We start from the raw sequence: 20,152 nt of genomic DNA on the forward strand, positions 1-20,152 counted from the left end.
AAAAAACCCGCAACAAGTGCGGGTTTTTTTAAAGAGTTAAAGTGCTAATTACTTAGCTGCTTTTTTCTCTTTTTCTGCAGCGATTACTGTGTCAGCTACGTTTTGTGGACATGGTGCGTAGTGTGAGAACTCCATAGAGAACTGACCACGACCTGATGTCATTGTACGTAGTGAACCGATGTAACCGAACATTTCTGATAACGGTACGTCTGCTTTAATGCGAACGCCAGTTAAACCAGCTTCTTGGTCGCTTAACATACCACGACGACGGTTAAGGTCACCGATTACGTCACCTACGTGATCTTCTGGCGTGAACACGTCAACTTTCATGATTGGCTCAAGAAGTTGTGCACCCGCTTTAGGGATAGACTGACGGAAAGCGCCTTTAGCTGCGATTTCGAATGCGATTGCTGATGAATCCACGGCGTGGAAGCCACCGTCGAAAAGTTCAACTTCAACGTCAAGTACTGGAAAGCCAGCTAGAACACCTTCGTTCATCATTGACTTAAAGCCTTTCTCAACTGCAGGCCAGAATTCTTTAGGTACGTTACCACCAACAACTGAAGATGTGAACGTGAAACCAGAACCCACTTCGCCAGGCTTGATACGGTAATCGATTTTACCGAATTGACCAGAACCACCAGATTGTTTCTTATGCGTGTAGCTATCTTCGATTTCACGAGTGATAGTTTCACGGTAAGCAACCTGTGGTTGACCAACGATAAGGTCTACACCGTAAGTACGCTTAAGGATATCTACTTTGATATCTAAGTGAAGCTCACCCATACCTTTAAGGATAGTTTCACCTGAATCTTCATCAGTTTCAACTTGGAAAGATGGATCTTCTGCAACCATTTTACCGATAGCAACACCCATTTTCTCATTACCGCCTTTATCTTTAGGCTGTACAGCAATCGAGATTACTGGAGTTGGGAATACCATTGGCTCAAGTGTTACTGGGTGCTTAGGATCACAAAGAGTGTGACCAGTTTGCACGTTCTTCATACCAACGATAGCGATGATATCGCCCGCTTGCGCTGAAGTAAGCTCTTTACGCTCATCTGCTTGCATCTCAACCATACGGCCAACACGCTCAGTTTTACCAGTAAATGCATTAAGGATAGTGTCACCCTTGTTAAGCACACCAGAGTAGATACGTACGAATGTTAATGCACCGAAACGGTCATCCATGATCTTAAATGCTAACGCTTTGAAAGGTTCGTCAGCAGATACGATTGCATGCTCGCCGTTTTCGTTACCTTCTTCATCCATAAGAGGTTGAGGATCAACTTCTGTAGGAGCAGGTAGGTAATCTACTACTGCGTCAAGTACAAGTTGCATACCTTTGTTTTTGAATGCAGAACCACAGAATGTAGGGAAGAACGCAAGGTCACGAGTACCTTTACGGATACAACGCTTGATGTCTTCGATTGAAGGGATTTCACCTTCCATGTACGCTTCCATTAGGTCATCGTCTTGCTCTACAGCAGTTTCGATAAGCATTTCATGGTATTCATCAGTTTTCTCTACCATGTCTGCAGGAACGTCTTCAATAGTGTAGTTTTCTGGAAGACCTGTCTCATCCCAGATGTATGCTTTTTTGTTTAAAACATCAACAACACCACAGAACTCATCTTCGATACCGATTGGTAAAGTCATGATAAGTGGAGTAGCACCAAGTACTTTTTGTACTTGCGCTGTTACACGGAAAAAATCAGCACCCATACGGTCTAATTTGTTTACGAAGATGATACGTGCAACACCTGACTCATTCGCGTAGCGCCAGTTAGTTTCTGATTGTGGCTCAACACCACCAGAACCACAGAATACACCCACACCGCCATCTAATACTTTAAGTGAACGGTAAACTTCAACGGTGAAGTCAACGTGTCCAGGAGTATCGATAACGTTAAAACGGTGATCTTTCCAGAAACAGCTTACTGCCGCAGACTGGATAGTAATACCGCGCTCAGCTTCTTGATCCATGAAATCGGTAGTCGATTCACCATCATGAACCTCACCTGTTTTGTGGATAGTACCTGTAAGCTTTAGGATACGCTCAGTAGTTGTGGTTTTACCCGCATCAACGTGCGCGAAAATACCAATGTTTCTGTACTTCGATAAATCTGCCATTAATTTTACTCTTAATAAAGTCGATAAATTATTCGGCGGGAGTATAGCATTACTTAAAGCGAACATCACCATAGAAGTCGCTTAAAATGCAATCAATTTATAAAAAACTTGCTTTAAAGATATTTTGAGGTATGAGATGGGCTTAAAAGAGGCATATTATAAACTGTATTTAAACGACTTAAGTCTTTATCAGCGTCATTGTTGAACATCAAAAGCGCAATCGGATGATGACATGAAGCAAACACAATTATTTTGCTCCATGTAAATCGTTAGTAAAATCACTCAAAACTCATAGTTTTGACTTTGTCGCTAATAACTAAATTACCCGCAGTTTTGGCTTTGATTTCATCAATAGTCACACCGGGTGCACATTCTAATAAATGAAAAGCGCCATCTTTTATTTCTAGTAGAGCCAAATCAGTAATTACTTTATTAATACACCCAACACCGGTTAACGGTAGGTTGCATTCATTCAGTAGCTTTGATTCACCGTGTTTATTAGCATGGGTCATAGTGCAAATAATGTTTTTTGCCCCAGCCACTAAATCCATCGCCCCGCCCATACCTTTGACCAATTTATTAGGGATCATCCAACTGGCAATGTTGCCGTTTTGGTCCACTTCAAACGCACCCAGCACGGTTAAATCAACATGCCCACCACGGATCATGGCAAAGCTTTCAGCAGAATTAAAAATAGCGGCACCCGTAGCTGCGGTTACTGTTTCTTTTCCTGCGTTGATCATATCGGCATCTACATTTTTAGCGCTAGGATAGGGCCCCATGCCCAGTAACCCATTTTCTGATTGCAGCATTACCTCAATGCCCTTAGGCACATAATTGGCCACCAATGTAGGTATCCCTATTCCTAAGTTAACGTAGTAGCCATCTTGTAATTCCATTGCCACGCGTTTTGCTATTTGCTCTCGTGTTAATGCCATTATGTGCTCCTTAGGACTTTGTCGCTCGAGTGGTGGTTTTTTCAATACGCTTTTCAAACTCACCTTTAATAACGCGATCGATATAAATACCTGGCGTATGAATTTGGCTTGGCTCAAGCTCTCCGGGCTCGACAATTTCTTCAACCTCTAATACGGTAATTTTACCAGCGGTGGCTGCCATAGGATTAAAGTTCATCGCTGTATGACGATAAATACAGTTACCATAGCGATCTGCCTTCCATGCTTTCACAATGGCAAAGTCACCGATTATACTGGGCTCTAATAAATATTCGCGCCCCTTGATTGAACGGGTTTCTTTACCTTCAGCCACAGGCGTACCGACACCCGTTGCGGTATAAAACGCTGGAATTCCGGCGCCGCCTGCGCGCATTTTTTCGGCTAGCGTCCCTTGTGGCGTTAGTTCAACATCTAACTCGCCACTAAGTAATTGTTGCTCGAAAAGTGCGTTTTCACCGACGTAAGAAGCGACCATTTTACTAATTTGTTTATCTTCAAGTAGTAATCCAAGCCCAAAACCATCAACACCACAATTATTAGATACTACGGTTAAATTACGTGTCCCTTGGCGTTTAATTTGTGCAATTAATCCCTCAGGAATACCACACAAACCAAAACCACCAGCAATCACGGTCATGCCATCTTCAAGCCCAGTCATAGCGTCACTGTAGCTTGTTACTACTTTATCAAAACCTGCCATTAGCTCCCCCTTATTGTGCAGTCCAACCGCCATCAATAGCGATTGCTTGAGCGGTTATGTTGCGTGCAGCATCTGCCATTAAAAAACTCACGGTATGCAAGATTTCGTCTAAGCCGATAAATGCCTTTTTCGGCATGGGTGCCAGCATAATGGTGTCAATTACTTGTTGCTCAGAAATACCATGCTCTTTGGCTTGTGCGGCAATTTGCTGCTCCACTAATGGCGTTTTTACATACGCTGGGCACACTGTATTAATAGTAATATTGGCATCACCTGTTTCTAATGCCATGGTTTTAGCAAAGCCAATTAAGCCATGCTTCGCGGCGATATAAGCAGATTTATACTTAGAGGCCACCATGGCGTGAATAGAACCTATATTAATGATGCGGCCAAAATCTTGCTCACGCATGCGTGGCAGTACCGCTTTACTCATCATTGCGGGACCTACCAACATCACTTGCTGTAAAAGCAGCCACTTATCTGCAGGAAAGTCTTCTAATTTCGCTACATGCTGTATTCCTGCATTATTAATTAATACATCCACAGGTAGCGTAAAAGTGCTAAAAAAATCTTCAATCGCTTGGCTATCTGCCACATTCAATGCATAGCCCTGAGCGTTACCGCCCTGATTAACTATTTTTTGCGCGGCTTGTTGAGCTACCTGTTCATTAAGATCGGTCACAATAATGCTATGCCCAGCTCGGGCTAGCTGCTCAGCAATGTGTAGCCCTATACCACTAGCCGCGCCGGTGATTAATACGTTTTTACTCATACTGCTACTCCTCTAAAAATTCACTGATCAGCTGCGCTTTAGGCGAGATTGAAAAAATTCCATCGAGATGCCCCCAGCCGCCTTCAATTTCAGAAAGCTGAACCTCTTTCCCCAGCGACTTCATTGACTCATATACAGTGCGCATATTTTCAGGGCGTAGCAGTAAATCATTGGTTGCAGGCAATAACAGTGTTTTAGCGCTAATTTTTTTAAGTGCTGCGCTTAAGTTCCCTTCCATACCGGCAGTAAACAGTTGTGATGCCCGTACCAAATACAATACATGATTTGCATCTTGGGTTTTTGCACGCGCCATTGCACGCTGTGCTAGTACTTGGTTTAACTTAGGTAAGGTACGAATGTCTTTTAACGCACCTTCATCAAGTACGTTAAAGTCAGGGAAGCTAGCGTTATAAATAATTGGATGCATCGCATCTTGGGTAATATTTAACATGGTTGCGGCAAGTCCATCTAATGGGCGCTCCTTGTCGTAGTAATTACCTTGCTGCCAGTTTTTATCTAAACGAATGGGGAGTGCCCATTTTTCAAGCGCAGCGACAGTCCATGCATCCATGGTTGCTGCACCAATAACATGGATTAGGCGTTCAACCTGATCTGGATAACGCGTTGCCCACTCTAGCGCCTGAAAAGAGCCCATAGATGCGCCCATCACGGCATGTAATTTAGTAATGCCCAAACTCTCTAATAAGCGTTTTTGTACGTTAACAAAATCAGTAATAGTAACCACTGGAAAATCCAAGCCATAAGGTTTACCTGTCGCAGGGTTAATTGATGCAGGACCCGTAGTGATTACGTGTGGGTCATGCCAATTAGCATTGACTAAGGTGTCAGAGCTGATCACAAAATACTTGTTAGTATCTATGGCTTTTCCTGGGCCAATTAACGCATCCCAGTATCCTGCTGCGGCGTCGTCGGCTGAATATTTACCTGCTGCATGAGAGGTTCCTGAAAAATAATGAGTGATCAAGATTACATTATCTTTGGCTTTGTTAAGCTCACCATAACTTTCCCAACCAATATCAACCTGTGGCAACGTTGTGCCAGAAACCGTTGTGAAGTTTTCTGTGCTGAAATGTTGCTTTTCTACTAGTAACGGCTCGGCTTTATCAGCGCCAGACACCGTACTACTAAATAAAAACAGCAACCCTATTATTAATATTGTTTTCATTGCAATTCCTTAAAAAGTGATGAATAAGCTCAGCGCAAGAGCCACCCCAACCAATGGGATAACCACCGTCAATGCGGCTAATGGCCAATAAGCGCGTTGATGTGTTTCTTTACAAATGGCACGTATAGTTGTGACCACGTAACCATTATGTGGCAGGCTGTCTAATGCACCAGAACTAATAGCAACCACTCTGTGTAATTGCTCTGGATTAACCCCCATATCCAAATATCCAGGAGCCACAAGCGGTAGTGCAATCGCTTGCCCGCCGGATGCTGAACCCGTTAATCCGGCTATTACGCTCACGGCAACAGCAGCCCCCACCAACTCATTACCTGGCATATGAGTCATAGCATCAACAGCAGCTATAAACGCCGGTGATACTTTAGCCACTGCGCCAAACCCTACTACAGCAGCAGTGTTACCTATAGCAACTAAGGCGCCAGTGGTCCCCATATTGATGGCATTTGCCATGTTATGAAAATACTTATAATTGATGACCACAATACTTAAAACACCACCAAGCAACGCCACAATTAGTGCGGTTTGTTGTAAAACATCATGCAACATAAATGATAAGAGTAGCACCACCAGCAAAGGAATTACGCCGGTGATTGGATGAGGGCGTTCACGCTCTAAAATAATTGGGTCGTCTTCTCTAGCAGCAAAACGCTCACCTTTGGCAACCGCCTTTTTAATCATTTTATTTAGCCAAAAGTAACCGACTGTTGCCATAAAAATGGCCACTACTAAGCTTACTTCCCATGCCGCATAGGGTGAGGTACCTAAATGCTTTACGGGTATCCAATTTTGAATTTCAGGCGAGCCCGCAGAGGTCATAGTGAATGTCACTGAGCCAAACGCTAATGTTGCGGGTATAAAGCGCCGCGGCAAATCGGCATCTTTAAATAAACTGAGCGCCATCGGGTAAACCGAAAACGCCACAATAAATACACTGACTCCGCCATAAGTCAGCACGGCACAAGCAATCACCACCGCCAGCACCGCATGCTTCATACCTAACTTGCCAACAATGTAACTGGCTACACTATCTGCTGCACCAGTATCTTCCATAAACTTACCGAACAACGAGCCCAGTAAAAACATAAAAAACCATGCACTTAAAAATCCAGCAAAGCCATCCATGTACGCGTTAATAAAATTACTGTCGGCAGTCACCGGGAATATAGCCATCCCGCTTGTTAGTGCCACCAACAATGCACATATTGGCGCGGCAATAAATAAATTGACCCCGCGCAAAGTTAAAATTATTAGCAGTATTAAACCGCCTAACAGCCCTATCATGCTCAGCATAGACATTCCTATAATTATTGTTATTACCCAGATGAGGTGACATCGCAGTAACTGTTGTTAGTTTTATCGCTCAGCGCAAATAAAGACATAGCACTAAGGTACTATACGTTATAAAACTCACACAAAAATCATATAAGTCAAGGTGTTAAGCTTTTATAGCACTATGGTACTAATTCATTTTTTAACACTATCTTCTACATTAAGTGCAGGTGACATGAGCAAACAAATAATCAACTAATAACAACAGGAACACACCATGATAAAGCTCAAACAAAATATCACACCCGTTACACTCGCTGTTTCACTCGCCTTATTAAGTGCAACAAGTGTGGCAGCTGAACAAGCGCCTAAAGTAAAAAAAGCAGAGTTAGAGCGAATAGAAGTAACCGCTCGCAAAACCGTTGAAAACTTACAAGAAGTTCCGGTTGCCGTAACCTCAATTGGCGCACAAGAATTAGCAGAAAACGGCATCAGCGTAATGACTGAAGTACAGCAGTTTTCACCCAACACTACGCTACAATCAAGCCGAGGCACTAACTCTACCATCACTGCGTTTATTCGCGGTGTAGGTCAGCAAGACCCGCTTTGGGGCTATGAACCTGGCGTAGGTATTTACATTGATGATGTATACATCGCCCGCCCGCAAGGTGCCGTGCTCGACTTACTTGATGTACAACAAATTGAGGTGTTACGTGGCCCACAAGGTACGCTATATGGCAAAAACACTATTGGTGGTGCAGTAAAGTATGTCACCAAAGAAATGAGCGGAGATGCAACGCTAAATATTCAAGGCACCGTAGGCAGCTACAGCCAAAAAGATTTAAAAGTCACTGGGCAGCTCCCGCTTATTGACGAAAAACTCTATGTTGGTTTTGGTTTTGCCACATTGAACCGTGATGGCTATGGTGAATTTTTAACGTCAGCGCTTGATAATCAAGACCGCGAAAACTATAACAAAGATGTTACCGCAGCACGGGTTACGTTAGAGTACACCCCTACCGATGACTTATTCTTTCGTTTTGCGTGGGATAAAACTGATGATGACTCCAACGCAAAAGGCGGGTATCGCTTACTTCCAAGCTTGTTAACGAATGCGCCTGTACCCGATAGCGTGTATGACTCTTATACTAGTTTACCTACATGGAACAAAGTAGAGCTTGAAGGTATGAGCTTAACTGCTCGTTGGGATATGAGTGCAAACACGAGTATTAAATACGTTGCAGCAACAAGAGAGAGCTATTCACCAACTAACATCGACTTTGATAATACCTCTTTACCTATTTTTGATGTTCCAGCCATTTATGACGATGAACAAACCACGCATGAGTTGCAGCTAAATCACAGTGGCGATAACTATAAAATGGTCTCAGGGCTTTATTACTATGATGGCGAATCGTGTGGCCAGTTTGAAGCAATATTAGGTGTGCTTGGTCAAGGTTTAGGTGCCCCTGGGCTTACGCGTGAAGTAAGCGGTTGCAGCAATTCCACCAGTAAAGCAGCCTATATTCAAGGTAGTTATGACTTTGATGAAAAATGGTCAATGACACTTGGCGCGCGCTATACCAAAGACAGCAAAGAAGCGGTTGTAAATAATGGTCTTATTTTTGACATTGTTTACCCTGAATCAGGTTGGATCCCGGGTTATGTTCGCCCAGAAGGACAACTCGTGCCTACGGTACTAGATGACAGCGAAGATTGGTCACGCTTTACACCTCGTGCGGGTGTTGAATATCAATATAATAACGACATCATGTTTTTTGCTAGTTACTCGCAAGGGTTTAAGTCAGGGACATTTAATCCACGAGCTACAACAGCAGAACCTGCAGCAAGGCCCGAAGTGGTTGACTCTATTGAGTTAGGCATGAAAAGCGAATGGAATGATAATTTACGCGCAAATTTAACTGTATTCACACTTGATCATAAAGACCGTCAGTACATATCGGTATTACCCGGTGACAGCGCCGCCGATTTAAACCAGCGCTTAGGTAATATTGGCGAGTCTAAGTCTGATGGCGTTGAATTAGAACTTAGCTATGTTGCAAACGATGCACTAACTTTCGACGCGTCAATAGGTTACATCGACAGTAGTTTTGAAAATGTAATTGATACCAATCCTGATACCGGTGAAACATTTGATAAATCAGACCGTTTTAGTGTTTCAAACACCCCAGATCTAACTTTCAACTTAGGTGCTACCTATCGTTTATACACAGAAATGGGCGACTTCGTTATAAACGGTAATTACTATCACCGAGGTGATTACGCACTGTTCGAAGAAGATAGCCTCTTAACACAAGACGCCTACGGATTATTAAATATTGGTGTTACTTGGTATAGCGCAGATGGCCATTGGACTGCGGGTATTTATGGTAAAAATCTAACCGATGAAGAATACATGATTGGTGGTTATCAGTTCGTGGCTCCTGACCCATCAGATCCAACTGATACCAGCAAATACACACCGGGTCTTGGTGGCGATAATACCTTAATTGGTTATTACGGTGACCCCCGCACAATATCACTCACTGTGGGCTATCGTTTTTAAAATTTAATATCACTAGGGCCTGTTGACCTTTGCGGATTGAAATTTGTTCAAACTAGGGGCTATTTTAATCGCGGCGCGAGGTTTGTAACCTAGTGGGCTAAGTAAAAACCGAGCAACAAAGAGTAAATCGCCCCTCGGAAGAACCCGAAGGGCAGCGCCTGTTTGGCATTGATGCTGCGTTATCGCCTATTTATGTGGAATAACCACATGACATAGGCTCTACCTTGCCTAAATATCAAACAGACTGCTGCAAATTCAATCTTGAAAGGTGAACAGACCCTAGGGTTTGTCTGTATATCCCCACAGACAAACCTTGTTTCACATCGCAAAATCACATATAACTTAATGCATTGGAGACTATTTGAAATGGCTTGTGCTGTGAATACCATAATTGCTGATGACCACCCTTTATTCAGAAGTGCGCTACGTCAAGCAGCAGCGACTTCAGTACCAGAACAATATATAAAAGAAACCAGCGATATCGACGGTTTGTTTAGCTTATTAAAATCACACCCCGAGATAGAGCTGATATTTTTAGATTTAACAATTCCTGGCGCCAATGGTTTACAAGCGCTCTCGCAACTAAGAAATCAATACCCTGATATATTAATTATTATGGTATCGGCTAACGAAACCCCCACTATCATAAAACAAGCCATGAGCTTAGGTGCTGCAGGCTATATTCCAAAGTCATCATCCCTTGATGTGATCAGTGAAGCCATTGAACATGTACTCAATGGAGACTCTTGGTTGCCAACAGATATTGACTTAACTGATGTGGTTGTTAATGACGAACAGAGCAATTTTGCCCGCAACCTAGAAAAACTCACTCCACAGCAATACCGTGTACTCGCGATGATAGCCGACGGGCTCTTGAACAAACAAATTGCCTTTGAAATGTCGATTCAAGAAACCACCATAAAACAACATGTATCGGCCATTTTGCGAAAGCTGAATGTGTATAACCGTACCCAAGCAGGCATTTTGTTTAATCAGCTATCTCAAGTTGGTAAGTTAGAGGCGAGCTAATATAGTGTACATCTCTAAGTCAGTCGTTTTATCATTCTTTTTAATGCCGGTGCTTTAAGTGGTTTGTACAATAAAGGATAACCTGCATCGAGTACGCGCTCGCGTATTTGCTCATCGTGGTTTGCAGTATTAACAATGGCAGGCAACGTCATTAATCCTGCTTGCTCAATCACCTCAAGCCCCGTTACACCATCATCCAATTGATAATCAACAATAAGTAGTTGTGGTAGTGTATTTTCTGCTTTGAGTTGCTCAAGTTCAATTAAGTTAGTGGCGGTGGCAATTTCACAGCCCCAGTTTTCTAGCAACTGTTTTAGCGCTTCAAGTACATTACGATCGTTATCCACAAGCCAAATACATAAACGACCCAATTCAGTTTCTGAATTGGCAGGTACATGCGCAGTGGCTGGTGTTTTTAAATTAGGTTTGCATGGCATGGTTAAAGTAAATTGAGTGCCTTTATTAAGCTGAGAGCCCATTACCAAAGGAATATTTAATAAATCACAAATACGTTTGGTGATAGAAAGCCCCAATCCTAATCCCTCGGCATTAGGTTTATCGCCCAGCTGCTTAAATTCTTGATAAATACTCTGCTGATCACTGGTAGCAATGCCTATGCCTGTATCTTCAATCACAAACGATACATGATGTTCATCAAGTAAAACTTTTAAACGTACTTCACCATACTCTGTGTAGCGTATAGCATTACTAAGTAAGTTTCTTAGTACACGCTTAAGTAATGCTTTGTCGGTATAAATTCGCGCATCGCACGACTCAACGATAAAACCGAGGCCTTTTTCTTGAGCTAGTGCTAAATAATCATTACGCAGTGGCTCTATTAAACTACTCACATTAAATTCCGTTAACTGTACTTTAAACGAACCTGAATCGAGTTTAGTTAACTCTAAAATACTCGAAAGTAGCTCTTCTGCACTTGCTAAGGAATTTTTAATATTCATAGCTAGATCTTTAAGCTCAGTATCTTGGGCTTTTTCGTTCATTAGCGAACAAAATAAACTTGCGGCATTAAATGGCTGCAATAAATCGTGACTCGCCGCGGCAAAAAAACGCGTTTTACTTACTGTTGCCTGCTCTGCTACTTGCTTAGCTTTAGAAAGCGCTTGGTTAGCCTGTGTTAATGCGGCAGTGCGCGTAGCCACTTTTTCTTCAAGACTAACATTCGCTTCGGTGAGTGCTTTTTGTTGTTTTACAAACTCACTTATGTCGGTGTAGGTCGTTACAAACCCGCCACCAGGCAAGGGATTTCCTTGCATTTCAAATACTCGGCCATCACTATGTGCGCGTTGATATTTATACGCACTGCCTTGTTTTAAATAAGCTAAACGCTTATCGACTTCTGTATTAATATCCTCACCACGAAATAAGCCTCGCTCAGCGTTAAAGCGAATAATATCGGCAACGGGTCGGCCTATATACAAAGCACTATCGGGGTAATTAAACATGTGCTTATAGCCCTGATTCCAAGCGACCAAACGCAACTCACTATCTACTACGCTAATCCCTTGTTGAATGTTTTCAATGGTAGATTGCAGTAAATCACGATTAAATTTAAGCACTTGGCTAGCTTCATCTACAAACTCAGCAACTTGCTCTAAAGGCTGACGCTGCTCATTTTTCGCTACATCTAAAATTAGCCGTGCTGATGCACCACCAATAACCGCTGACATTTCACGCTCAACTAATAACTCAAGCTCAACATTAGCAATCCGTTTCCACTGGCTTTTGTCATGCGGAAAATACTGCTGCACTAAAGAATGGCTCGCGTCTTTTTCAGCAAAACGCTGTAGTAATGCCCCTAAATCTTCATAATTGAGTGGCTGTAATGTGGTGTTTAATCGCGAGTCGTTTAATTGAGATATGAACTTATTGCTTTGCAGGCGCTCAGCAAGCGTTGCACGACTAAATAGTGGTACAAGCAAATACACTAACGTATTAACCCCTAACGACAACAGTAATGATTGGCTAATACTTTCTAAATTCAATGAAAGTAAATTAGTGGGCGCTAACCAAGCAACTTGCCATGGCCCTTCTATTAACCAACTACTTTGGCTGCCAAAACCACTGGCTAAATTAGGTAGCAGTAAAGTGTAACCCCAAATTACAAAGCCACTTAAAATACCGAGCTGTGCACCACGACACGATGCGTGGCGCCACCATAAACCAATAATCATCGCAGGAGCAAATTGCGCAACTAAGGTAAACGACATAAGCCCAACGGTTGCAAGAGTGGTGGTTTCTGCCAGCACTCTATGAGTGAAATAGCTGAGTAATAAAATAAGTACAATTACAATTTTACGCGCATGCAATAAGTTGTTTTTATCCAATCCTCGGCTGCTTGACGTTAACTGTGAGCGACGCAAAATAAACTGATTAATAAAATCATTAGTGATCATCACCGACAGCACAATTGCCGACACAATCACCATACTTGTGGCCGCTGAAAAGCCACCTAAAAAGGCCAGTAAGGTTACCCCGCTATTATCTGTCGCCATTGGCAACGCTAATACGAAAGTATCTTGACCAACGCTACTATCACTAAAATAAACCAGCCCAGCGTAAGCTATAGGTAAAATAAATAAGTTGATCAGTAATAAATACAACGGAAATAACCAGCGAGCAGTTGCCAGCTCATTATTGTTATTGTTTTCAATAAAGCTCATATGAAACTGGCGCGGCAAACATAACGTTGCTAGTATCCCCAACAAGGTATGTGCAACATAGACATAAACGGGGCTTTGAGTCGCGGCAACGTGTGTTGGTATGTTTAGCGCTTGCGCCTGTTCATACAAAGCAATAGGGCTATCAAATATAGAAAAACACACATACAAGCCCACCGCAATAAAGGCAAGTAACTTAACAATTGATTCAAAGGCAATACTGGCAATTAACCCGGGGTTATGCTCACTGGGCTTAAGCCTGCGAGCGCCAAATAAAATAGCAAATAAAGCCAGCAATAACGTAATATAAAACGTACTGTCTGCCCATACTTGGTTACTTTGAGTGGGGGCTCGGTCGGTGAGTAAATTAATACTTTGTGCGGTCGCACTAAGTTGTAAAGAAATATACGGTACAATTGCTATCACTGAAATAAGTGAGATAAGCCCTGACAAACTCGACGACTGCCCATAACGAGTGGCAATAAAGTCAGCCATAGAAGTAAGCTTTTGCTGTCGACAAATATGCGCAATACGACAATACAGCTGCCAGCCAAAAATAAATAATATAATCGTGCCCGCATAGGTAGGTGCCAACCACCAGCCATTACTAGCCGCTTGTGCTGTGGTGCCGTAAAAAGCCCATGAGGTACAATAAACACCCAATGACAGCCCGTAGGTTAAACCTTTGAAAGGAAGTACCTTACGCCTATCCGCCCAGCCAGCAACTGCAAATAATATCCCTAGATACACCACAGCAATAAGGCTAATAAACCAAATTGAAAACATATTTTTGTTCTTGTTATTATTTTTATAATACTTAACTTAGCATAAGGGGATGTGTAGCAAAAAGCAGCCCTTACTTTAGTGCTATAAATGAACAAAAAGGTAAAATAAGAATTATTTGCATTTAGGTGTTGACAGTTATTTAAATCTAATTGATAATCACTATCAACAAGAAGCATACTTCTTGTGACGGAAAAGTTCATTTGTTTCTCGACCCTGAAACAACGTGTGGCGCACGTTAACAGCTATGGAAACCTGTTATAAACCACAACGCCCCTTGCTGTTTATGACCTGTTTCCGCCCTACTCATTTACTTGCTACATTGCTCATATCGGTGACGGTAGATATGAAACTAAAAAAGCCCTTACGGGCTTTTTTTTATGTCTGTAATTTAGTGCGTAAGGCCTTAACCTGCGCTTTTATAAATTAACGACGGTTTTTTCGTGCACGTGCTCGGCGTTGTTTTTTCTCTTCTTCTTTGGCTTGCTTTTTCGCCTCTGCTGCCGCGCGCAATTCAGCCACCATTATTTCTTCTTCTTCACGCATAGCAGGTGTTTCCATGGTAATACGACCAATAATGCCATCTCGTAATTCATTAATTAGAATTTCCGACATTTTATACGTATCGATTTGGTTACCACCGCGAATACAGCCGCGCTTTTTACCCGCCATTTCAACAAACTCCCAATCGCTTTCTGGCAGTTCATCTAATTTATAGCGCGCTTTTAAAAGCTCAGGATAAGCATGCAATAAATACTCAGCGGTGTAACTTGCCACTTCTTCGTACTCAATAGCGGTATCACGTATCGCACCGGTTGCGCCTAAACGATAACCTGAGTTTTCGTTCTCTACTTTTGGCCACAGCATCCCTGGCGTATCGTAAAGCATAATGCCATCATCAAGTTTAATACGTTGCTGCGCCTTAGTAACTGCAGGCTCGTTACCCGTTTTAGCTACTATACGCCCAGCAAGCACATTAATGAGTGTTGATTTACCTACGTTAGGAATACCCATGATCATGGCTTTAATTTGCTTATCGGCACCGACTTTATGTGGCACTAACTTTTTACATAGCTCATTAATTCGATGCACTTCTGCGGCTTTATCGTTACCAAATGCAATGGCTTTTACGCCATTTTCTTGCTCAAAATAGTCTTTCCAGGTTTGCGTCATTTTAGGATCAGCTAAATCGGCTTTATTGAGAATTTTGATGACCGGCTTACCTTCACGCAGGGTAGCCACCATCGGGTTTTCGCTACTGTAAGGAATGCGCGCATCTAGCACTTCAATGATCACATCCATTTGTGGCATTATTTCTTTAATTTCATTTCGGGCTTTATTCATGTGCCCAGGGAACCACTGGATAGCCATTTTTAACTCCTAACGTATAATTTGTAGCTATTTTAACTGGCAATTCATTTAATTGCGCTATACTGACGCAAATTTTTTCATATAAGACACTATGGCTCTCAAATCTACCATCATGAAGGCGCAGTTATCGCTTAGCGATATGGACCGTCACGTATACCAAGACTTTAACCTGACCTTGGCACAACACCCATCAGAAACAGATCAGCGGTTGATGATCCGCTTACTCGCTTTTGCACTTAATAGCTGTGATGGTTTAGAGTTTACCAAAGGGTTAAGCGCTGATGATGAGCCGGAGCTTTGGCATGTCAATTACAGTGAAGAAATAGAGCTGTGGATTGAGCTGGGGTTACCAGATGAAAAGCGCCTTAAAAAAGCCTGTAATAAAGCTAAAAAAGTAGTTTTATATACCTATGGCGAGAATAACCAAGCTATTTGGTGGCAAAAGCATCAGCCTAAATTGTACGAGTTTAAAAACTTAAGCATTTTTAGCCTTGATTATGCTGCTACTCAGTTATTAGCTGCGTTGGTTGATCGTAATATTAAATTGGCTATTACCATTCAAGATGGTGAAGTTTGGGTTAATACCGACACCACTAACATTGAGATAAAACCTCAGCAATTAATGTAACTAGAATAGGTTATACCAATTGCATTAAATTAGTTATCTATTATAGCGACAAGTAAATAAGTCGGTAACAAGGCGAAAATTGTGACATATAGTTGTTCTATATAAATAATTTTTAACGTAGGTAGCGGATTATTTAATACGCTAGAATGATCATGTTTTTAATAAAATTGGTATTAGGGGGCGTATGAAGGTTAAACACGTTATTGTTTTACATGGCTTATATATGTCTGGCTTGGTGATGCGCCCGTTATGTTCGCGTCTAGAAGAGTCGGGGGTTAAAGTTTTAAACTTAACCTACAATACTCGAGACCCTAATCGAGATGCTATTTTTACGCAAATAGATGAGTTTATTAGCAATGAGCCTTCTGCTTTAGTGTGTCACTCTATGGGGGGCTTAGTTGCTCGCGCCTATTTAGAGGCAAACTCAGCGCCAAGTCATCATGTTGAAAAGGTAATCACCTTAGGAACGCCACATACTGGCAGCCATATTGCTGAAAAAATGCAGCAAAAAGGGTTCGAGCTATTATTAAAAAATAGCGTTGAGTTTTTACTCTCTAAGAATGGTGATTGGCCTTTTAAAGCCAAGCTATATAGCATTGCCGGCGACTTACCGATTGGCTTAATGCCACTCATTGTAAAAGGCAGCCGCTCTGATGGCACTGTATTGCTAGATGAAACCAAGCTAAAGGGTATGGCTGAACACAAGGTGTTTCATTTAAGCCATACAAGTATGATTTACTCTCGCCAAGTCGTTAATTATATTCTTGAGCGCTTGAACGAGGACATTTAATCCTCAGCTGCAGCGGCCACTTTATAGCTGATCAAAAATATAATACCTAACACCAGCGGCATGGGTGCAGCGATATAACCAAAGGTATCAGAGTTTGCAAAACTCGCACCCGCTAAGTGCGCAACTAATCCAACAACAAACGCGACCAAAGCAATACCAATAACGATGAGTTCAGCTTTATTTTCTTTACGTGTTTTAGCTTCCATTATTTCTCTCCGCATCTAATCAAGTAGCCCCTTAACTTAATAAAGTACTCTCTATCAAGTTGGGTTATATTGATTATGCGCTTTACTTGTGCGCGTTTTTTGACCTAAATCAATAAATAAAATAAGTCTGTGCTGAGCCTTTCAAAAGCTTGTTTTAGATCATATTTTGTACTCACAAAATAAACAATTTCGCTGCTCAAGGTAGTATTTTTATAAACACAACCCATATCTATTGAACAGCGTTAGCTAACTTATTTAAAAAGTCGAGCTAAGGTGATAGCTTTTAGCTATGACACCAATATGTATAAACGATTTTATTAATACACCATCTTAGGTAATACTGACTGTATTGAACAAGGTGTAAACAAATTCATAAAACGGTTATTTAAGGAGCAATGTATGTCGCAAGTAAATGCAATTGGTTTAAACAGTACAAAAAGTGAAGATATTATTAAGTCACTGAATACGCTTTTAAGCAGCTATCAAATTCAATATATGAATGCGCGTGGTTTTCACTGGAACATTAAAGGCCGAAACTTTTTTGAATTACATTTAAAGTTTGAAGAAATTTATAACTTACTACTGTTAAAAGTAGATGAAATCGCAGAACGTATTTTAACGCTTGATGGTGCACCGCTACATGCATTTTCAGATTACTTAGAAGTAAGTGAAATTAAAGAAGCAAAAGGGATCAGCGACGGCGTAACCGCAGTAGAGAACTTACTGGCCGGATACAGCAGCTTAATTAAAATGCAGCGCGATATTCTTGCACAAGCCGCTGAAGCTGATGATGAAGGTACCGCGTCATTAATGAGTGACTACATTAAAGAGCAAGAAAAACTAGTGTGGATGTTAAAAGCCTACCTAGATTAAGTTATTTTAAAAAATAGAAAGCCTCAGTTATTACTGAGGCTTTTTTGTAAAAATCATTTACGGGCTATGACAAAGCGATAAAAAAGGCCATTTCTAGCGCTTTTTCCTCTAAACTCTTAAAGCGACCCGATGCGCCTCCATGCCCTGCATCCATGTCGGTTTTAAACACTAAAATATTATCATCGGTTTTATATTCACGCATTTTAGCCACCCATTTCATTGGTTCCCAATACTGTACTTGTGAGTCGTGCAAACCGGTTGTCACCAGTATATTGGGGTAGTGTTGCGCACTAATATTGTCGTACGGTGAATACGCTTCAATAATGTCGTAAAAATGGGGGTCATTTGGGTTACCCCATTCATCATACTCATTTGTTGTAAGCGGAATGCTTTCATCTAACATTGTGGTGAGTACATCTAAAAATGGCACATGGCAGCCCACTCCACAGTAAAGCTCAGGCGCTTGATTTACCACAGCTCCCATTAATAACCCCCCAGCACTGCCACCAGAGGCAAACACTTTACTTTTGTTGCCATATCCTTGCTCAGTGAGCGCTTTGGTTACATCTATAAAGTCATTAAAGCTATTTTGTTTATGCTGTTTCTTACCATGTTCGTACCATGAACGCCCTAGCATTTCGCTACCACGCACATGCGCAATCGCATAGACAAAACCACGGTCGAGTAAGCTAAGTGACGTACTCGAAAAGCTAGGATCTATGGTGATCCCATACGCGCCATAACCATATTGAAACAACGGATTTGAGCCATCTTTTTTGAAGCTATCTTTACGATATACCAACGACACCGGCACTTTTACCCCATCTCGAGCGCTTACCATAAGTCGCTCTGACTGGTAGTCTTCTGCGTTAAAATCACCGAGTACTTTTTGTTGTTTAAGTAAGGTTTTTTCGCCTGTGGTTAAATCAACATTATAGAGCGAGCCTGGCGTTGTTAAGCTTGAATAGTAAATGCGTGCATGGGTTACACTTGGCTCTGGGTTCATCGCAATAGCGGCGTAGTAACAAGGATCATCAAACTCAAGGTGCATTCGCTCGCCGTTTTTATTAACCACAACAAAGCGTGCTTGGCCTTGTTCGCGCTCGCTAAGCACTAAAAAGTCGTTAAATAGTTCAACGCCTTCTAATAATACAGTTTCACGGTGAGGGGTATGTGTTTGCCACTGGTTTTTATCCGCTATGGTATCGCTTGTTGCGGTCATTAATCTAAAGTTTTTGGCCTGCCAGTTAGTCACTATATAAAAAGTACCACCAAGCTTATCGATATCAAATTCATGCCCCTCTTCGCGCGGCATTAAAGCGGTAAACTCACCTTTAGGTTGATTGGCATCAAGCACCCACATGTCGTTAGTTTCTGTGCTCGCTAAATCAATAATAATTAAGCTTTCATCACGACTTTTACCTAAGCCCATAAAAAAGCTGCTGTCTTGCTCTTCGTATACCAGCACATCTTGGTGTTGCTCAGTCCCTAGTTCATGTCTAAAAACTTGATAACCTAATAAGGTTTTTAAATCCTTTTTTACATAAAATACGGTTTTATTGTCGTTCGCCCAAACCACTTGCCCCTCGGTAATCTCAAGTATATCGTCGAGCATTTTATTGCTGCTTAAATCTTTAAACCGTACTGTGTATATCCGTCTGCCATCGGTATCTTCAGAGTAAGCCATTAATTGCTCGTTGGGGCTCAGTGCCACTTCCCCTAACTCATAAAATTCATAGCCATTGGCAAGTTCATTAACATCAAGTAGTAGTTCTTTATCAGCCATTGCCATACTGCGGCTGCGATAATGACGCGCATATTCATCATCTCCGCGAACCTCTGAGTGATACCAATACTGGCCGTCTTTTACCGGTACAGTGTTATCGTCTTTTACAATACGACCTTTAAGCTCCTCAAATAATGTATTTTGTAGTGGCTTAATGGCAGCTAATTGTGCATCACAATAGGCATTTTCTTGCGCTAAATGTGCGAGTATATCGGCATTTTGTCGCTCATCATCGCGCATCCAATAATAATCATCACTGCGTGTTTTAGCATGAGTAGTCAGCGCATGAGCTTGCTTTTTAGCAACAGGGAAATTAGGTAATAAGCTTAAAGAATAATCAGAAGAAGACACAAAAAAACCGCTTAAAAAATAACAATGGCGGTCAGTTTATCATAAAAATAAAAA

The 20,152-nt window shown here is 41.7% G+C and carries 15 protein-coding genes; 5 read left to right on the plus strand and 10 right to left on the minus strand.

The window, feature by feature from the left end; translation table 11 throughout:
- Positions 1-48: 48 nt before the first annotated feature.
- The 6 genes from fusA to PSM_RS14935 all read right to left on the minus strand — a co-directional run bounded on the left by fusA (position 49) and on the right by PSM_RS14935 (position 7,058).
- Positions 49-2,133 (minus strand): elongation factor G, encoded by a 2,085-nt coding sequence (gene fusA / locus PSM_RS14910; protein ID WP_013466210.1) that lies wholly within the window; start codon positions 2,131-2,133, stop codon positions 49-51.
- 278 nt (positions 2,134-2,411) lie between these two features.
- Positions 2,412-3,071 carry a 3-oxoacid CoA-transferase subunit B gene (locus PSM_RS14915; protein WP_013466212.1) on the minus strand — a complete coding sequence of 220 codons (660 nt, stop codon included), beginning with the start codon at positions 3,069-3,071 and terminating at the stop codon, positions 2,412-2,414.
- Between the two features lie 10 nt (positions 3,072-3,081).
- Entirely contained in the window at positions 3,082-3,789 is a 708-nt protein-coding gene (locus tag PSM_RS14920; protein WP_013466213.1) for a CoA transferase subunit A, read from the minus strand.
- A gap of 10 nt (positions 3,790-3,799) precedes the next feature.
- The gene (locus PSM_RS14925) at positions 3,800-4,561 is read right to left on the minus strand and encodes a 3-hydroxybutyrate dehydrogenase (protein WP_013466214.1); all 762 of its coding nucleotides are present in this window, start codon (positions 4,559-4,561) and stop codon (positions 3,800-3,802) included.
- A 4-nt stretch (positions 4,562-4,565) separates the two neighbouring features.
- Positions 4,566-5,747, minus strand: a complete 1,182-nt coding sequence (locus PSM_RS14930; RefSeq protein WP_013466215.1) for an E22 family MetX-like putative esterase — start codon at positions 5,745-5,747, stop codon at positions 4,566-4,568.
- Between the two features lie 9 nt (positions 5,748-5,756).
- A complete protein-coding gene (locus tag PSM_RS14935) occupies positions 5,757-7,058 on the minus strand; it encodes a GntP family permease (protein ID WP_013466216.1) in 1,302 nt (433 codons plus the stop codon).
- Positions 7,059-7,314: 256 nt separating this feature from the next.
- Here PSM_RS14935 and PSM_RS14940 point away from each other — a divergent pair, with 256 nt between their 5' ends.
- Positions 7,315-9,603, plus strand: coding sequence for a TonB-dependent receptor (locus tag PSM_RS14940; RefSeq protein WP_013466217.1), 2,289 nt, complete (start codon positions 7,315-7,317; stop codon positions 9,601-9,603).
- Positions 9,604-9,969: 366 nt separating this feature from the next.
- The gene (locus tag PSM_RS14945; protein WP_010392247.1) at positions 9,970-10,632 is read left to right on the plus strand and encodes a response regulator transcription factor; all 663 of its coding nucleotides are present in this window, start codon (positions 9,970-9,972) and stop codon (positions 10,630-10,632) included.
- Positions 10,633-10,646: 14 nt separating this feature from the next.
- On the opposite strand, the gene PSM_RS14950 is transcribed toward PSM_RS14945, so the two are convergent.
- Both PSM_RS14950 and ylqF read right to left on the minus strand, forming a co-directional pair.
- Positions 10,647-14,096, minus strand: a complete 3,450-nt coding sequence (locus PSM_RS14950) for a PAS domain-containing hybrid sensor histidine kinase/response regulator (protein WP_013466218.1) — start codon at positions 14,094-14,096, stop codon at positions 10,647-10,649.
- A 423-nt stretch (positions 14,097-14,519) separates the two neighbouring features.
- Positions 14,520-15,464: a ribosome biogenesis GTPase YlqF gene (ylqF, locus tag PSM_RS14955; RefSeq protein WP_013466219.1), complete on the minus strand. Its 945-nt coding sequence runs from the start codon at positions 15,462-15,464 to the stop codon at positions 14,520-14,522.
- A 91-nt stretch (positions 15,465-15,555) separates the two neighbouring features.
- Here ylqF and PSM_RS14960 point away from each other — a divergent pair, with 91 nt between their 5' ends.
- The gene (locus tag PSM_RS14960; protein ID WP_013466220.1) at positions 15,556-16,092 is read left to right on the plus strand and encodes a YaeQ family protein; all 537 of its coding nucleotides are present in this window, start codon (positions 15,556-15,558) and stop codon (positions 16,090-16,092) included.
- Positions 16,093-16,276: 184 nt separating this feature from the next.
- Complete coding sequence (locus PSM_RS14965; protein WP_013466221.1) at positions 16,277-16,882, plus strand: PGAP1-like alpha/beta domain-containing protein; 606 nt, start codon at positions 16,277-16,279, stop codon at positions 16,880-16,882.
- On the opposite strand, the gene PSM_RS14970 is transcribed toward PSM_RS14965, so the two are convergent.
- Complete coding sequence (locus PSM_RS14970) at positions 16,879-17,088, minus strand: hypothetical protein (protein ID WP_008112863.1); 210 nt, start codon at positions 17,086-17,088, stop codon at positions 16,879-16,881. The two genes, PSM_RS14965 and PSM_RS14970, sit on opposite strands and share 4 nt — an antisense overlap.
- Positions 17,089-17,487: 399 nt before the next feature.
- On the opposite strand from PSM_RS14970, the gene PSM_RS14975 reads away from it, so the two are divergent.
- On the plus strand, positions 17,488-17,961 hold the full coding sequence (locus PSM_RS14975; RefSeq protein WP_008112861.1) for a Dps family protein: 474 nt from the start codon (positions 17,488-17,490) through the stop codon (positions 17,959-17,961).
- Between the two features lie 64 nt (positions 17,962-18,025).
- Here PSM_RS14975 and PSM_RS14980 read toward each other — a convergent pair whose 3' ends face one another.
- Positions 18,026-20,098, minus strand: a complete 2,073-nt coding sequence (locus PSM_RS14980; protein ID WP_013466223.1) for a S9 family peptidase — start codon at positions 20,096-20,098, stop codon at positions 18,026-18,028.
- Positions 20,099-20,152: the final 54 nt, after the last annotated feature.

Source organism: Pseudoalteromonas sp. SM9913, assembly GCF_000184065.1.
Taxonomy (GTDB): domain Bacteria; phylum Pseudomonadota; class Gammaproteobacteria; order Enterobacterales; family Alteromonadaceae; genus Pseudoalteromonas; species Pseudoalteromonas tetraodonis.

Coding starts and splice junctions, on each gene's coding strand:
- fusA (WP_013466210.1), bottom strand. CDS start 2,133: ATGGCAGATTTATCGAAGTACAGAAACATTGGTATTTTCGCGCACGTT.
- PSM_RS14915 (WP_013466212.1), bottom strand. CDS start 3,071: ATGGCATTAACACGAGAGCAAATAGCAAAACGCGTGGCAATGGAATTA.
- PSM_RS14920 (WP_013466213.1), bottom strand. CDS start 3,789: ATGGCAGGTTTTGATAAAGTAGTAACAAGCTACAGTGACGCTATGACT.
- PSM_RS14925 (WP_013466214.1), bottom strand. CDS start 4,561: ATGAGTAAAAACGTATTAATCACCGGCGCGGCTAGTGGTATAGGGCTA.
- PSM_RS14930 (WP_013466215.1), bottom strand. CDS start 5,747: ATGAAAACAATATTAATAATAGGGTTGCTGTTTTTATTTAGTAGTACG.
- PSM_RS14935 (WP_013466216.1), bottom strand. CDS start 7,058: ATGCTGAGCATGATAGGGCTGTTAGGCGGTTTAATACTGCTAATAATT.
- PSM_RS14940 (WP_013466217.1), top strand. CDS start 7,315: ATGATAAAGCTCAAACAAAATATCACACCCGTTACACTCGCTGTTTCA.
- PSM_RS14945 (WP_010392247.1), top strand. CDS start 9,970: ATGGCTTGTGCTGTGAATACCATAATTGCTGATGACCACCCTTTATTC.
- PSM_RS14950 (WP_013466218.1), bottom strand. CDS start 14,096: ATGTTTTCAATTTGGTTTATTAGCCTTATTGCTGTGGTGTATCTAGGG.
- ylqF (WP_013466219.1), bottom strand. CDS start 15,464: ATGGCTATCCAGTGGTTCCCTGGGCACATGAATAAAGCCCGAAATGAA.
- PSM_RS14960 (WP_013466220.1), top strand. CDS start 15,556: ATGGCTCTCAAATCTACCATCATGAAGGCGCAGTTATCGCTTAGCGAT.
- PSM_RS14965 (WP_013466221.1), top strand. CDS start 16,277: ATGAAGGTTAAACACGTTATTGTTTTACATGGCTTATATATGTCTGGC.
- PSM_RS14970 (WP_008112863.1), bottom strand. CDS start 17,088: ATGGAAGCTAAAACACGTAAAGAAAATAAAGCTGAACTCATCGTTATT.
- PSM_RS14975 (WP_008112861.1), top strand. CDS start 17,488: ATGTCGCAAGTAAATGCAATTGGTTTAAACAGTACAAAAAGTGAAGAT.